Origin of the sequence: Iamia sp. (assembly GCF_035575815.1) — a bacterium.
GTDB lineage: Bacteria > Actinomycetota > Acidimicrobiia > Acidimicrobiales > Iamiaceae > Iamia.
The window spans coordinates 1-14,306 of sequence record NZ_DATLXO010000033.1 but is presented as its reverse complement, the minus strand read 5'-3'; the positions used below and the strand labels follow the sequence as shown (position 1 = coordinate 14,306).

The window sequence follows — 14,306 nt, the reverse complement described above, 5'->3', positions numbered from 1 at the left end:
CTCGAACCAATCGCCGCTGAGGTCCTGGCCGCTGTGGCGGCGGGACGTGAGCCGACCAACGCCGGGGCTACTGGCACGTGGATGGCACGGGAGCCTCGCCAGCCGGCGGCTGCCAGCCCCGGCGACGAGTCCGACCCACCCTCTGATCAGGAGTTTCTCGGTGGTGGAGACGATGGGACTCGAACCCACGACCCCCTGCTTGCAAAGCAGGTGCTCTAGCCAGCTGAGCTACGTCCCCGTGATTGTGCCGGTGGAGCACCAGTCCGGGACCGTCAGCGTAGACCTTGGCTGGGTTCACCGTCCGGGCCGCAGGGTGAACTGGTAGGCGATGCGGGGGCCCCGACGCCCGATCCCCGTACCAGTACGGGCGCGGCTGCGAACCGGTACCGGATCGGGGGGCCCCGACACCCGATCCCCGTACCAGTACGGCAGGGTAGGCCGGAGATCACGGCGGCTCGGGCGGGGCCCAGGCGGTGAAGGTGCCGTCGGGGTCGCGCAACCCGGCGCGCACCTCGCGCACCGCAGCGACCGGTAGCGGGCCGTAGAGGTGTGGGTAGAGCGGGGGTTCTGCGTCGAAGCGCACCTCGGCATCGACCGCGGCGAGGTCGACGGTGAGGGCCACGTGGGGGCGCGGGTCACCCCGGTAGTAGGCGTTGGCCGGCACCAGGAGCTGATCCAGTCCCAGGGTGAGGTGCACGAAGCCCTCGGCCGCGAAGCGCTCGGGGATCAACGTCCCCGTCACCTTGTGGTCCGCCCACACCGACCACGGAGAGAGGTGATACGCCCAGGATGAGCACGGAATGTGTTCGGATGTGGAAGGATGGGACGGGCCCGATCGTTCGGTGTTCTGCTCGGCCTCACCCGTCATCGCCCCACTCCTGTGTCAGCCACCATCACCCCCTCCCGATCATCCCGGAGCGAGGTTTCAGCGCGCCGTAGCATCGGCGGGCTGGGGGCCCGATCATGGCAGCAGTGAGGTCGAGGTGAGCGACTCCCCGGAACTCTGGGACGGCCGGTGGGTCGTGTGCCGGTCCCACACACTCGCGCGCGGCCCGGTCCCGGCCGAGGGCGACACCGGCGAGCGGGCCCGCTCGGCCATCGTCGGCCTCGAGCACCTCCCCCTCTCCGCCCAGCCCCCGGTGGTGGCGCTCGTGGGCGACCTTTCACGCCCCGTCGACGCCCAGGTTGCCCTCCCGCTGCCGACCGGCGGCCACGCCCTGCTCACCGTCCGGGGCGACCCTGCCCACGTCGAGATCCTGGTGCGGGGCGCCGGTGAGCGGCCCGACCCCCATCCGGGCGACCCGCTCGTCACCGTGCTGCCCGATGGGCGTCGTGCCGCCCTCGAGGGCGTCGCGGCCTGCGTCATCGACCCCGACGGCACGACCGCGGCGGTCAGTCCCGCCCTGGCCGAGCTGGCCGGGAGTCGTCCCCGACGTCTGCTCGACGAGGGCATCGCCTCGGTGGTCGCCGCCGAGGACCGGAGCCGGGTCCTGGCCGTGGCCCGTCGCATGGGCGACCTGGCCGACGGCGTGCGCCTCGAACCACGCGACGGCGGTCCGGAGCGTTGGGTCACGATCCGCGGCCTCGACCTCCACGGCGACCCAGCGTCCATCGCGGACCCGGCTCCCACCGACCACGGCCGCCTGCTGCTCATCACCGAGCTGCACACCCACGCCGGAGACCTCGCCCGGGCTGCGCACCGGGCCACGACGGCCTTCCAGCAGGCGCCGTCGGGCCGGGCCCGCGTCGATGCGTCCGGGGCGGTCACCGCGGCCAACCCAGCGCTGGCGCGCATGCTCGTCACCGAGCCCGAGTCTGTCGTGGGCCACCTGCTCGCAGATCTGGTCGAGGTGGGCGACCGCGGCCCCCTCGCCGCCCTGCTCCGAGCCGTTCTCCAGGGCGACCTCGGTGGCTTCGAGCACGAGGTCCGTCTGACCGCGACCCTCGGTGACCCGGTCCCCGCCGGCGACGAGGGCGGTGGGCCCCTGCCCGACGGCGGCACTGGGGGCGAGGTCGCCCCGTCCCGTCCGCCCGCCACCGATCAGCACCCGGCCCGGTGGGTCCGCCTGCAGGTGGATGCGGTCGCATCGACGAGCCGCGAGGCCGAGGCGGATGTCGAGGTCCACGACGTCACCAGCCGGCGCCGGGCCGAGAGCAACGATCGCGAGACCGTCGATGCCCTGCGATCCGCGTTCATCCACGCCCCGACGCCCATGGCCGTGATCGAGGTCGACGGCACGATCCGCGAGGCGAACTCCGAGCTGCGGGCCCTGCTCGACCTGGGCGACATCGACTCCGAGCCGGTGCGCCTCGGCGACCTCTCACCCGCGGAGGACCAGGCGCTCCTCGAGGGCGTGCTCGGTGAGATCACCCTCGGCGGCCGGGCTCGCGTCGAGTGCCGCCTACGGCGTCACGACGGCACCGACGGGGTGGTCGAGCTGGCCGTCTCGGCCGTCACCTCCCCCGACCACGCCAGCCCGTTCGCCATCGCCCAGGTGAACGACATCACCGTCCAGCGCAACACCGAGGAGAAGCTCCTCCACCAGACGCTGCACGACCCGCTCACCGGGCTCGGCAACCGCCTGTTGCTCCGCGAGCGGCTCGAGCGGGCCATCTCGCAACGGGCCCAATCGCCGTTCGCACTGATGTTCATCGACCTCGACCACTTCAAGTGGACCAACGACACCCATGGCCACGAGGTCGGCGACGAGCTGCTCGTGGAGGTCGCCCGCCGGCTCCGGGGTGCGGTGCGCGCCGATGACACCGTGGCTCGCCTCGGAGGTGACGAGTTCGTCATCCTCGCCAGCGGCGTGACCAACCACGCGGGCGCCGAGGTCATGGCCACCAAGGTGCGGAGCGCCATCGCCGAACCCTTCACCATCGGTCAGCACGTCCTCACCGTCACCGCCAGCGTGGGCGTGGTGCTCGCCGGCACCGAGCACGCCACCGCCGATGCCCTCCTTCGCGACGCCGACCTCTCGATGTACCGGGCCAAGAGCACCGGGCGCGACCGCCACGAGGTCACCATCGGCGCCGCCACCGGCACCGCCCGCGCCCCCGTCGCCGCCGCGCTGCGCCTCGCCCTCGACACCGACAGCCTGCGCCTCTACCACCAGCCGATCGTCGACCTGCGCACCGGGCGCGCCGTCGGCACCGAGGCCCTACTCCGCGTCAACGACCCCATCGCCGGCACGCGCCCCCCCGGGCGGCTGCTCGACGGGATCACCGACGCCGAGCTCCTCGTCGAGCTGGCCGGGTGGGTGCTCGACTCGGTCCTCGAGCAGATGGCGGACTGGGACGACGTCGGCCTCGGACCGCTGCGCATGTGGCTCAACCTGAGCGGGATCGAGCTGCAGACCGACTCGCTGCTCGACCGGGTCAGCACCACCCTGACCCGCACCGGCGTCGACCCCCGGCGCATCCACCTCGAGATCCCCGAGCCGGCGCTGCTGCTGTCCGACGGGGAGGCGCTCGACCGGCTCCGCACCCTGGCCGCGCTGGGCGTGCGCCTCGGCATCGACGACTTCGGCACCGGCACCACGTCGCTGGCCCACCTGCGGTCACTACCCATGCACTTCTTGAAGATCGACCCCTCGATCGGGCGCCGCCTGCGAGAGCCCGGCGGACGGGCCGTCGTGGAGGCCGTCGTCGCCGTCGGTCGGGCGCTGGGGCTCGACGTCATCGCCGAGGGCATCGAGGAGCGCTCGCAGATGGAGGCGCTGGCCCAGCTGGGCTGCACCCACGCCCAGGGCAACCTGTTCGCTGCGCCGGCCCCGGCCGAGACCCTGTCGCTACCCGACAGCGTGCTCGGACCGGGGCGCCTGCCCTGACGTTGCGACCCCGGACGGACCACTGACCGACGGCAACGACCACGAGGGGTGACCATCCACGTCGCGCCTCGTCGCGCTTCGTACTGTGAGGTCGAGGTACGGGGGCGTGACCGATCGTTCGCAGCAGGAGGACACCACCGTGACTCGACCGGGGCCCGACGAGGGTTACGCCGAGGCCGCCCCACCGGGCGAGCAGGAGGTCGTCGACCTGCGCGATTTGGCCGAAGCCGAACCGGCCCGTCCTGCCAGCGGTCGCCCGGCCGACCTGCTGCCGTCCCACAACCTGCTCCGCATCTCCGGGGGCGAGCTGTGGGACGCGGCCGAGGCCTTCGTCTACGACATCTACCGGCAGATCGGGTACTGCGAGGAGTCCCCTCGCAGGCGGGTCGAAGAGCTCCCCCGCTGGAACGACCGCTCGATCTTCCACGCCGTGATCGACGATGACGGGACGGTCATCGGCACGGTGCGCACCATCGTCGGGCGCTACTCCGAGCTGCCCGTCGGCAAGTTCGAGCGCACCGACTCCCACCTGGCGGACCCCGTGTGTGAGCTGTCGTCGCTCACCGTGCGCACCGATGTGCGCAGCACCGGCGTCATCGAGCACCTCTACCGGGCCGGCTGGCTCGATGCGTTCCGAGGCCGCTCCAACGCTGTCGTCGCCCTCATCGACGAGTGGCTCTTCGACGTGTTCGTCGACACCTACCACCTGCCGTTCACGGTCGTCGGCGTGGCGCAGGAGTACATGGGTGGCGTGCCGATCCCCGTGGCCCTCCCGCTCGCCGGTCGGCACTACGTCGACATGGCCATGACGAACCCGGAGTTCTGGCGCTGGACCCTAGAGGCGGTGACGCCCGATGAGGCTCGCGCCTGGAACCTCCCGACCCGTCTGGCGGACGGCACCGTGGTGGTGCCCGGGGCGGCCACCGCCCAAACCAAGGCCTGAACGCCGACCACGACACAGTGGAGCGGGTCAGGATCAGACGACGGTCGGAGATGACGACGACGAGGCTCGAGGGACGGCGACCTCGGCCACCCGAGCCTGACGCACCTTTCGCCGCACCGCGACCACTGCGTTGGCGCCGAAGCACACCACACACACCGCGAGCGCCAGGTAGACGACCGTGGGGAACGTCCCGTCCCGACCCGCCCAGCCCAGCCAGAGGTACGGTGCCAGGAACGAGGCCGACGCGATGACACCCCACCGAGCTGCGCTCTGCACCCGCCGGTCGACCAGGCCGGTCACCAGGCGGGCAGTGCCCACCGCATACGGAACCGCAGTGCCCAGATCGATGACGCCGAAGACCCAGACCACCCATCGGTCGTGGTCGACCAAGGCCCCCCACGCCGCGCCGAAGCGCGCCAAGGTGAAGAGCACCACCCCGACCACCCAGGTGATCTCGAGGTTGCGCCGGCGCTTGGCGCCTGGGCGGGAGACCGGCTGCACGGTCGTTCCCCGCCCCTCCGTTGGTGCCACCGCTGGGTCCACTCCAGCCTCCTTCTTCGGACGGAGAGAGATTACCGCGTCACTCCCTGCGCGCTCGTCCGAGGAATCCTGGTCGAATCCGCAGATCCGTGCCCTGCATCCCCGATGCACACCTACTTTCCCTGCACAATCAGCCGATGGGAACCGCCGTGACGCGACACAGGTGGAGAGCTTTCCTCTTCATAGGGGCGGTCGTGGGGGTCGCCGCGCCGCTCAGCGGTTCCGAGCTGGCCGTCGCCGCCGTCATCCAGGTCGTCGGGTGGGCGTCTGTGGCCATCGGGATCGCGACGATCCGGGCCAGCACCGCCGCCGCCCGCCGGGCATGGATCTGCTTCGTCGGGGCCGCAATCGCCTTCCTCGTCGGGGGCATCGTGCGGGGCATCCACGCCTCGGCCTCGTCGGTCGACCGACCGTTCCCCTCACCAGCCGACTTCATCGTGGTCCTCGGCTACCTGATTTTGATCGTGGGCAGCGTGCTGCTCGGCCACCTGCGCTCCCCCGACCGCAACCGGGCGTCGATCATCGACGGCACCATCGTCGCCGTCGGCGCCGCCACCGTCGTCTGGTCGACGCTCCTGTGGCCGCACCTCACCGACGATGCCCTTGGCCTCGGCGAGCGCTTGTTGAACGCGCAGTACTCGTTGCTCACCACCATCCTCCTCGCCACCATCACCCGCCTGGCCGTAGGCCCCGGGTCCCGCACCCTCAGCTACCGGCTGCTCGCCGGTTCGGTCGCTCTGATCTTCATCCAGGACGTCCTCGTCACCATCGGGGCGGTCGACAGCCAGCGAAGCTCGCTCGCCACGGTGGTCTCGCCCTTCATCTTCGTGCTCTTCGGGGCGGCCGCCCTGCACCCCGACCTTCACCGCATCACCGAGGCGCCGGCCAACTTCGATCTCAAGCTCACCAAGAAACGCATCGCGCTGCTCATCGGCGCCCTGCTGATCAACCCCGCCGTGGTGTCCATCCAGATCTGGCTCGATGGTGACCCCACCCTCGAGGTCGCAGCGACCAGCTCGGTTCTCCTGTCAATACTGGTGCTCGCCCGCCTCGCCTACCTGGTACGCAGCCAGGAGCGGGCCACGGCCCAGGAGCAGGCCTTGCGCCAAGCCAACGCCGAGCTGGCTGTCGCCCCCGACCGGACGGCGATGCTGCGCTCGACCCTCGACGCCGCTGCCGACCTCACCGGGAACCGGCCCGACGTGCGGGCGTCGGTCATCGTGCGCTCGGATGACCACCTCGAGGTGATGGCCTCGCTCGGCTGCCGGGCTGACGAGGCCGTCGGGCGCCGGATCCCCCTCGAATCGGTGCCCTGGTGGGACACGGGCGACGACACTGACACCGCCGCCGAGCTCACCCTCCTCCCGGTCGATGTCCCCGCCGCCACCGACGGTCCGCAGGTCTGCGTCTACGCCGTCGCTCTCAGCAGCCAGCGCGCTGCCGGTGGAGCCCTCGTGATCACCGCGGAGAAGCCGCTGCCGTTGGTCGTGCGCCACGCCATCGACGCCCTCGCCACCACCACCTCGCTCGCCCTCGAGAGCGCTGCGCTCTCCGAGGACCTCCAGCGGACCCGGATCGAGCGCCGCTTCCGGGCCCTCGTCGAGAACTCGTCGGACCTCATCGTCGTCATCGACGCCACCCGCCACCTCTCCTTCGTGAGCCCCGCCAGCCGCCGGCTCCTGGGTCGCGACGAGGAATCCCTGATCGGCGCCACATCATCACTGCTCCCCCTCGGTGACGACGTCGGCCTGCTCGACGGGCTGCTCGACCGGGCCGACGGCACCACCTTCACCCCGCCCGTCGAGCTCCGCCTGCGCCACGTCGACGGCACCCCCCGCTGGTTCGAGGTCGCGGCGCGGGACCTCACCCACGACCCCGAGATCGAAGGCGTCGTTCTCAACTGCCGCGAGATCAGCGACCGCAAGGACGCCGAGCTGCGCCTGTTCCGCAGCGAGGCTCGCTTCCGGGCCCTGGTGCAGAACGTGAGCGACGTGGTCGCCGTCATCGACGATTGGGGCCGCTTCACCTACGTGTCGCCCGCCATCACCCGCCTCCTCGGCTACCGGGCCGAACAGCTGCTCGACACACCGGCGACGGCGATCATCGCCACCGACCAGCGCCACGATGCCGAGAGCCTGCTCCTCGACGCCCTGCGCGACGTCGCCGACAGCGACGGCCCGCAGAGCCTCGAGCTGCGGGCCATCGCCCTCGACGGCAGCATCCGGACCCTCGACGTCACCGTCAGCGACCTGCGCCACGACCCCGCCGTGCACGGCGTCGTGTTCAACGCCCGCGACGTCACCGTGCGCAAGCAGCTCGAGTCGAGCCTCCGCCACCAGGCCCACCACGACGCCCTCACCGGCCTGCCCAATCGCACCCACTTCGCCGAACTCGTCGAGGTGACCGCGGCCGGCGGCAACGGGGCCGCCTGCGTGCTCTTCATCGACCTCGACGACTTCAAGACCGTCAACGACAGCCTGGGTCACCCCGTGGGCGACGAGCTGCTCATCGCCGTCGCCGGTCGCCTGCGCGCCAGCCTCCCCCCCGAGGCCACCCCGGCCCGCCTCGGGGGCGACGAGTTCGCGGTGCTGGTCCGGCCCACGACCGACGACCTCGGTCCCGTCGGGGTCGCCCTCCGCCTGCTGCACGAGCTGCGGGCGCCGTTCGACATCAACGGCTGGGAGATCGTCGTCACCGCCTCGATCGGCATCGCCGCGGTGGGCGACGAGGGCACCACCGCGGAGGTCGTCCTGCGCAACGCGGACATGGCCATGTACCTGGCCAAGGAGCGGGGCAAGGACCGCGTCGAGCTGTTCGAGGAGGCCATGCACGTCACCGCCTTCGAGCGCCTCGAGCTCAAGGCCGACCTGGCCCGGGGCATCACCTCGGGCCAGCTCGCCCTCGTGTACCAGCCGGTCGTCAACCTCGAGACCGGCCGCATCACCGGCGCCGAGGCCCTGGTCCGCTGGGACCACCCCCGACGGGGCCGGCTGTCGCCCGACTCCTTCATCGGCATCGCCGAGGAGACCGGCCTGATCGTGCAGCTGGGCCAGTGGGTGCTCGAAGAGGCGTGCCAGCAGCTGCGGAGCTGGCAGCTCAGCCTCCCCTCGGACGCCTCGCTCACCATGAGCGTCAACCTCTCCGTGCGCCAGCTCGAGCAGGCCTCGATCGTCGACGCCGTGCGCGACGTCGTCGACCAGTTCGCGCTCGACCCGTCGACCCTCACGCTCGAGATCACCGAGACGGTGATCATCGACCACATGGAGACCGACCGCAGCCGCCTGACCGCACTGAAGAACCTGGGCGTGCAGATCGCCCTCGACGACTTCGGTGTCGGCTACTCGTCGCTGCGCTACGTCGACGACCTGCCCGTCGACGTGTTGAAGGTCGACCGCAGCTTCGTCGGCGGCATCACCGACACCGAGCCCACACCCGTCCTCGAGGCCATCATCGCTCTGGGTGCCCGCCTCGGGGTGCACACCGTGGCCGAGGGCATCGAGCACCCGAACCAGCTCGCCGCCCTCAAGAGCATCGGCTGCGACCTGGGACAGGGCTACTGGTTCTCGCCCCCGGTGGCGCCCGACGCCTTCGCGGACCTGCTCACCCGGAACCTGGCCCACGGCGGCTTCGACACCAGCGAGCGCGACGAGCACGACACCACCCGACCGACCGACCGTCCCGGCGACCGCCACGACCCCCGCTGACGGCCGGGTGCCTCCACCGATCCGGGACCGACCGAACGGTGTGATCGAGGAGACGGGACGGAGCAGGGCGATAGCGTGCCGCCGTGACCGGTCCGATCTTCGTCTCCCGCCTGGTGCGCCTGCCGCTGCTCGACGGTGACGGCCACGGCATGGGCCGGGTCGAGGACGTCGTCGCCGTGCCCTCGGGGCGCGACCCGGCCCGGGTGCTCGGACTGGTGGCCACCGTCGAACGGCGCCGGATCTTCCTCAACGAGGCCCGCCTGGGGTCGATCGACCCCACCGGCGTCCGCCTCCGGTCCGGCACCATCGACGTCCAGCCGTTCCGCCAACGCCCCGGTGAGAAGCTCGCCGGGGCCGACATCGTCGGTACCAGGGTCGGCGACGACTACATCGTCGACACCGCCATCGAGGAGTCGACGCGCACCGGGTTCTGGTTCGTGGTCGCCGTGGCCCTCGGTGGTCGTGGTCCGCTCCGACGCCGGAGCACCCGGGTCGTGGAGTGGAGCGACGTGGCGACCCACTTCGACGCCGGCCCCGAGTACGCCGAGGTCGCCGAGCTGCGCAACATGCACCAGTCCGACGTGGCCGAGCGCATCCGCAGCCTCCCTCACGCCAAGCGCCGCCGGCTGGCCGAGCTCATGGAGGACGACCGCCTCGCCGACCTCCTCGAGGAGCTCCCCGAGGACGAGCAGATCCGGCTGATCCAAGGGCTCGACCTCGAGCGGGCCGCCCACGTTCTCGAGGAGATGGAGCCCGACGACGCCGTGGACCTGTTGGGCGAGCTGTCCGAACCCGAGCGCCAGCGCCTGCTCGAGGCCATGGGGCCCGAGGACTCCACCCCCCTGCGCCGCCTCCTCGCCTACGCGGAGGACACCGCCGGGGGCCTCATGACCCCCGAGCCGGTGGTGCTGGGGGGCTCGGCCACCGTCGCCGAGGCCCTCGCGACCGTGCGCGAGCCCGACCTTCCCGTCGAGCTGGCCGCCCAGGTGTTCGTCGTGCAACCCCCGACCTCGACGCCGACCGGGCGCTTCATCGGCACCGTCCCCTTCCAGCGTCTCCTCCGTGAGGCTCCGGCCACCCGGCTCGAGGACTGCGCGCACCACGACCCCGAGCCGGTGCCTCCCGAGCTGCCGCTCCGGGATGTGGCCGAGCGCCTCGCCGCCTACGACGCCCTGGCCGTCCCCGTGTGCGACGGCGGCCAGCGGCTCGTCGGGGCCGTCACCGTGGACGACGTGCTCGACCACGTGCTGCCCTCGGACTGGCGTCGCCAGCGCCGCCGCCACGCGACCATCGAGGGCGCCTGACGTGGCCCGCCGCGGCCCCGACCTGTCGCGCCCGCGACGCGGCCTGGAGTGGAGCGGCTTCTACGACCCTGACGCCTTCGGCCGCTTCTCCGAGGGCATCGCCCGGTTCCTGGGCACCGGCCGGTTCCTCGTGGGCCAGACCGTGGCGGTGGCGGTCTGGATCGCCGTCAACGTGGCGGCGGTGTCCCTGCGCTGGGATCCGTACCCGTTCATCTTGTTGAACCTGGTCTTCTCGACCCAGGCCGCCTACGCGGCCCCGCTGATCCTCCTGGCCCAGAACCGCCAGGACGACCGCGACCGGCGCCAGGCCGAGCTCGACCGGGAGGTCAACCAGCGCACCCAGGCCGACACCGAGTACCTCGCCCGTGAGCTGGCCTCGGTGCGCATCGCCCTGGCCGACGTGGTCACCGCCGCCGACCTGCGCGACGCGGTCGACCGGGTGACGACGGTCCTCGAGGGCCTGGGCGAACGGATGGGCGCCCTCGAGGACCGCGACGCGGCGGCCGGCTTCGACCCCGAGGACCCGCCCGCGGTCTGAGTCCGGCCGCAGGGCGGCTGGCGAGACCTTCCGCCGGGGTCCGAGGAGGGGCCTCGCCCCCCTCGCCGAGGAGCTTGGCACCCTCCGAGCCGGAGTCGTCCGACGAAAGGTCGACGGGCGACCGTCAGGGTGGCGGATCGACCTGTCGGTGCGGGGCAGCCACCGAGCCCCGGTCCGCCAGCCGTGTCGGCGGCCCGCCCGGGCGAGGCTCCGGCCCCGGCAGTCCGGCTATCCGCTCAGGCCGTTGCCGACCAGCGGGTCGAGCACCAGGTCGGGCTGCTCGGCCACCACCCGGTCAAGCCAGAACTTGCTCTCGAAGAGCGCCAGGCGGGTGCCATCGGCGCGCTGGAGGACCGTGACGCCGCGCATGGATCGCAGCGGCACCGTGCTCACCTCGTCGGTCACGCGGGCGACGGTGTAGCCGGTGGGGCTCAGCTCGACCGGCGCCCCGAACTCGGTCTCGAGGCGGTGGACCGCGACCTCGAACTGCATGGGACCGACGGCGGCGAGCACCGGCGCCTGGTCGCCCAGGTCGAGGTCGCGCAGCACCTGGACCACGCCCTCCTCGTCGAGCTGGGCCACCCCCCGTCGGAACTGCTTGGCCTTCGCCGTGTCGCGGACGCGGGCGACGGCGAACTGCTCGGGGGCGAAGCTCGGGATCTCCGGGTAGGCCACGTGCTCGTCGAGGTAGAGCGTGTCGCCCACCCGCACGTCGGTGGCGTTGACCAGCCCGACCACGTCGCCGGGCCAGGCGACCTCGACCGTCTCGCGCTCCTGGCCGAACACCGAGTGGGCGTACTTGGTGGCGAAGGGCTTGTGGGTTCGGGCGTGGGTGACGACCATCCCGCGCTCGAAGCGACCCGAGCTGACCCGCAGGTAGGCGATGCGGTCGCGGTGCGCCTTGTCCATGTTGGACTGCACCTTGAACACGAGACCGGAGAACGGCGAGTCGAGCGGACGCTCCTTGTCACCCTGGTCGAGCCGGGACGAGGGCGACGGCGCCAGGTCGACGACCGCGTCGAGCAGCAGGCGGACACCGAAGTTCGTGAGCGCCGAGCCGAAGAAGGTTGGCGATGTCTCCCCCGCACGGAACAGCTCGTCGTCGTGGTCGGCGCCGACCTCGTCGAGCAGCGAGAGCTCATCTGCGGCCCGGGTCCACGCCTCGCCCTCGGTGGCCTCCGCCGCCGCCGCGCCCAGGGTCTCCTCAGGCGCCTCGGTGGCGCCGCGGGCGACGCGGGTGAAGCGCACGTAGTCACCCGTGCGCCGGTCGACCACACCGCGGAAGTCGCCCGAGAGGCCCACCGGCCAGGTGAGCGGGGTGGGCACCACACCGATGCGCGCCTCGACCTCGTCGATGACCTCGAGGGGGTCGCGCCCGGGCCGGTCCCACTTGTTGATGAAGGTGATGAGCGGCAGGCCCCGCTCGCGGCAGACCTCGAAGAGCTTGAGCGTCTGGGGCTCGATGCCCTTGGCCGCGTCGAGCACCATCACCGCGGCGTCGGCCGCGGCGAGCACGCGGTAGGTGTCCTCGGAGAAGTCGCGGTGCCCCGGGGTGTCGAGCAGGTTCACCACGTGGCCGCGATACGGGAACTGCAGCACGGTGCTGGTGATGGAGATGCCGCGCTGGCGCTCCATGTCCATCCAGTCCGAGGTGACGCTCCTCCGGCCCTCGCGAGCCTTGACGGATCCGGCGCCGGTGGTGAGAGCGCCGCCGTAGAGGAGGAACTTCTCGGTGAGGGTCGTCTTGCCGGCGTCGGGGTGGCTGATGATGGCGAAGGTCCGCCGCCGGGCCGCCTCGGTTGACGCACGCTCGTCGAGCATCGTGGTCTAGGTGCAGTCGGAACAGCGTCCGACCAGGTCGAGGCGGTGGTTCTCGGCGGTGAAGCCGGCCCCGATGGCCACCTTGTCGAGGGCGCTCTGGAGCCGGTCCTCGATCGAAGAGGGGACCGTGAAGTCCTCCACCGCCCCGCAGTCGGTGCAGATCAGGTGGTGGTGGTGGCCGGCGAGGTCCTCGGCCAGCTCGAAGCGGGTGAACTCGTCGCCCCCCGCGATGCGCCGCACCGCCCCGGCCGTCTCGAGCACGCTCAGGTTGCGGTACACCGAGCTCTGGGGCAGCCGCTCACTGGCGCCGACGACCTCCGCGGTCGTCAGGGGCCGGTCGGATTCGGCAAGGATGCGGATCACGGTCTGACGGCTCGAGGTGTAGCGCTGGCCTGCGGCACTGACCCGGCGTCCGACCTCGAGATCGAGCTCGGACGGGGTTTGAGGGGGCGCAGGGGCAGGCACCCCTCAACCTTACCGGAGCCCGGCCGACTGAGAATGAGTGAGAAGGTGACGGGCGGATCCCTCCGACCGTCACACGATGACTGACTTCACGCCCGATCGTCACCGTCGTAACCTCACCGCAACACAGCCGGCCGCTTCCCCGCATCAGTGCCCTCTGGACCTGACGTCGTGGATGCACCCAGGTCGGTCTCCCCAGATCTCTCGATGACATGAGGCGCAACCACGATGATGATCGACCCCTGCTGCTCCGGCCCCGATGACCGGCCCGTCGGGCTCGGCCGACGCCACCTGCTGGTGGGCGGCGCCGCCGGCGCGGTGGCCCTGGCCTTCTCGGCCGTGCCCACCGCGGCGTCGACCGCCGACTCCAAGGATGGCGATGCCCCCGACGCGGAGCACCCCGAGTACCAGACCAGCGACTACGGGTTCGATGCTCCTCGGCCCGCCTCGGAGGTCCACCGGCGTCCGATGATGTTCCCGGTGCTGGGTCGCGTCAGCTGGAGCGACACCTACCTCGCGCCGAGGGGGGACGGGCGCCGCCACGAGGGTCAGGACCTCATGGGCGCCAAGATGCTGAAGCTCCTGGCGTGCGTGAGCGGCACCATCGTCGAGCTGCGCCACCGGTCGAGCGGCAACTCGCTCTACCTCAGGGGCGACGACGGCTGGTACTACTGCTACCTCCACATCAACAACGACCGGCCCGGTACCGACGACGGCAGCAACGCCTTCGCCAACGCCTTCGCCCCGGGCATGGCCACCGGCAAGCGGGTGACCAAGGGCCAGCACATCGCCTACCTGGGCGACAGCGGCAACGCCGAGGGCACCGGATCGCACTGCCACTTCGAGATCCGCATGCCCAACGCGAAGTGGTACAACGCGGCGGCCGTCAACGCCAAGTACTCCCTCGACTCGGCCGAACCCGCCCGCACCGGTCCGGCCGTGCCCCCGGAGGCCTTCACGCCCTGGAACAACTCTCAGGACCTCATCCGCCAGCAGTACACCGACTTCCTCGGGCGGACCGCATCACCGGCGAACCTGGCGTACTGGGGCAGCCTGCTCGACGAGGGCCGGCGTTCGCCCCAGCAGATGATGCAGTTCTTCCTCGACTCCGACGAGTGCGACCAGAAGACCCAGGCCATCGCCCGCCTGTACCTGGCGTGCTTC

At 71.6% G+C, this 14,306-nt stretch carries 10 protein-coding genes and 1 tRNA gene; 6 read left to right on the top strand and 5 right to left on the bottom strand.

Going from position 1 to position 14,306, the window contains the following annotated elements; translation table 11 throughout:
- Positions 1 to 161: 161 nt before the first annotated feature.
- Positions 162 to 238 (bottom strand) — tRNA-Ala (locus VNL12_RS02675).
- A 207-nt stretch (positions 239 to 445) separates the two neighbouring features.
- A complete protein-coding gene (locus VNL12_RS02670) occupies positions 446 to 868 on the bottom strand; it encodes a DUF952 domain-containing protein (RefSeq protein WP_325591275.1) in 423 nt (140 codons plus the stop codon).
- Between the two features lie 115 nt (positions 869 to 983).
- On the opposite strand from VNL12_RS02670, the gene VNL12_RS02665 reads away from it, so the two are divergent.
- Positions 984 to 3,830, top strand: a complete 2,847-nt coding sequence (locus VNL12_RS02665; RefSeq protein WP_325591273.1) for a sensor domain-containing protein — start codon at positions 984 to 986, stop codon at positions 3,828 to 3,830.
- Between the two features lie 106 nt (positions 3,831 to 3,936).
- Complete coding sequence (locus VNL12_RS02660; protein ID WP_325591271.1) at positions 3,937 to 4,773, top strand: N-acyl amino acid synthase FeeM domain-containing protein; 837 nt, start codon at positions 3,937 to 3,939, stop codon at positions 4,771 to 4,773.
- A 33-nt stretch (positions 4,774 to 4,806) separates the two neighbouring features.
- Here the strand turns inward: VNL12_RS02660 and VNL12_RS02655 are convergent, their stop codons facing one another.
- Positions 4,807 to 5,274, bottom strand: coding sequence for a hypothetical protein (locus VNL12_RS02655; RefSeq protein WP_325591269.1), 468 nt, complete (start codon positions 5,272 to 5,274; stop codon positions 4,807 to 4,809).
- Positions 5,275 to 5,507: 233 nt separating this feature from the next.
- Between VNL12_RS02655 and VNL12_RS02650 the strand changes: the two genes are divergently transcribed.
- From VNL12_RS02650 to VNL12_RS02640, 3 genes are all read left to right on the top strand, one after another.
- Complete coding sequence (locus VNL12_RS02650) at positions 5,508 to 9,017, top strand: putative bifunctional diguanylate cyclase/phosphodiesterase (protein WP_325591266.1); 3,510 nt, start codon at positions 5,508 to 5,510, stop codon at positions 9,015 to 9,017.
- 83 nt (positions 9,018 to 9,100) lie between these two features.
- Complete coding sequence (locus tag VNL12_RS02645) at positions 9,101 to 10,321, top strand: magnesium transporter MgtE N-terminal domain-containing protein (protein WP_325591264.1); 1,221 nt, start codon at positions 9,101 to 9,103, stop codon at positions 10,319 to 10,321.
- Position 10,322: 1 nt separating this feature from the next.
- Positions 10,323 to 10,859 (top strand): DUF1003 domain-containing protein, encoded by a 537-nt coding sequence (locus VNL12_RS02640; protein ID WP_325591262.1) that lies wholly within the window; start codon positions 10,323 to 10,325, stop codon positions 10,857 to 10,859.
- A 228-nt stretch (positions 10,860 to 11,087) separates the two neighbouring features.
- Here VNL12_RS02640 and VNL12_RS02635 read toward each other — a convergent pair whose 3' ends face one another.
- Positions 11,088 to 12,680 (bottom strand): peptide chain release factor 3, encoded by a 1,593-nt coding sequence (locus VNL12_RS02635; protein ID WP_325591260.1) that lies wholly within the window; start codon positions 12,678 to 12,680, stop codon positions 11,088 to 11,090.
- A 6-nt stretch (positions 12,681 to 12,686) separates the two neighbouring features.
- Positions 12,687 to 13,145 (bottom strand): Fur family transcriptional regulator, encoded by a 459-nt coding sequence (locus tag VNL12_RS02630; RefSeq protein ID WP_325591258.1) that lies wholly within the window; start codon positions 13,143 to 13,145, stop codon positions 12,687 to 12,689.
- A gap of 225 nt (positions 13,146 to 13,370) precedes the next feature.
- Between VNL12_RS02630 and VNL12_RS02625 the strand changes: the two genes are divergently transcribed.
- Positions 13,371 to 14,306, top strand: a 936-nt coding sequence (locus VNL12_RS02625) for a peptidoglycan DD-metalloendopeptidase family protein (RefSeq protein ID WP_325591256.1), incomplete at its 3' end; no start/stop codon positions are given.

Excerpts from the sequence above, each read along its gene's own strand:
- VNL12_RS02635 (WP_325591260.1), bottom strand. The coding sequence starts at position 12,680 with ATGCTCGACGAGCGTGCGTCAACCGAGGCGGCCCGGCGGCGGACCTTC.
- VNL12_RS02670 (WP_325591275.1), bottom strand. The coding sequence starts at position 868 with ATGACGGGTGAGGCCGAGCAGAACACCGAACGATCGGGCCCGTCCCAT.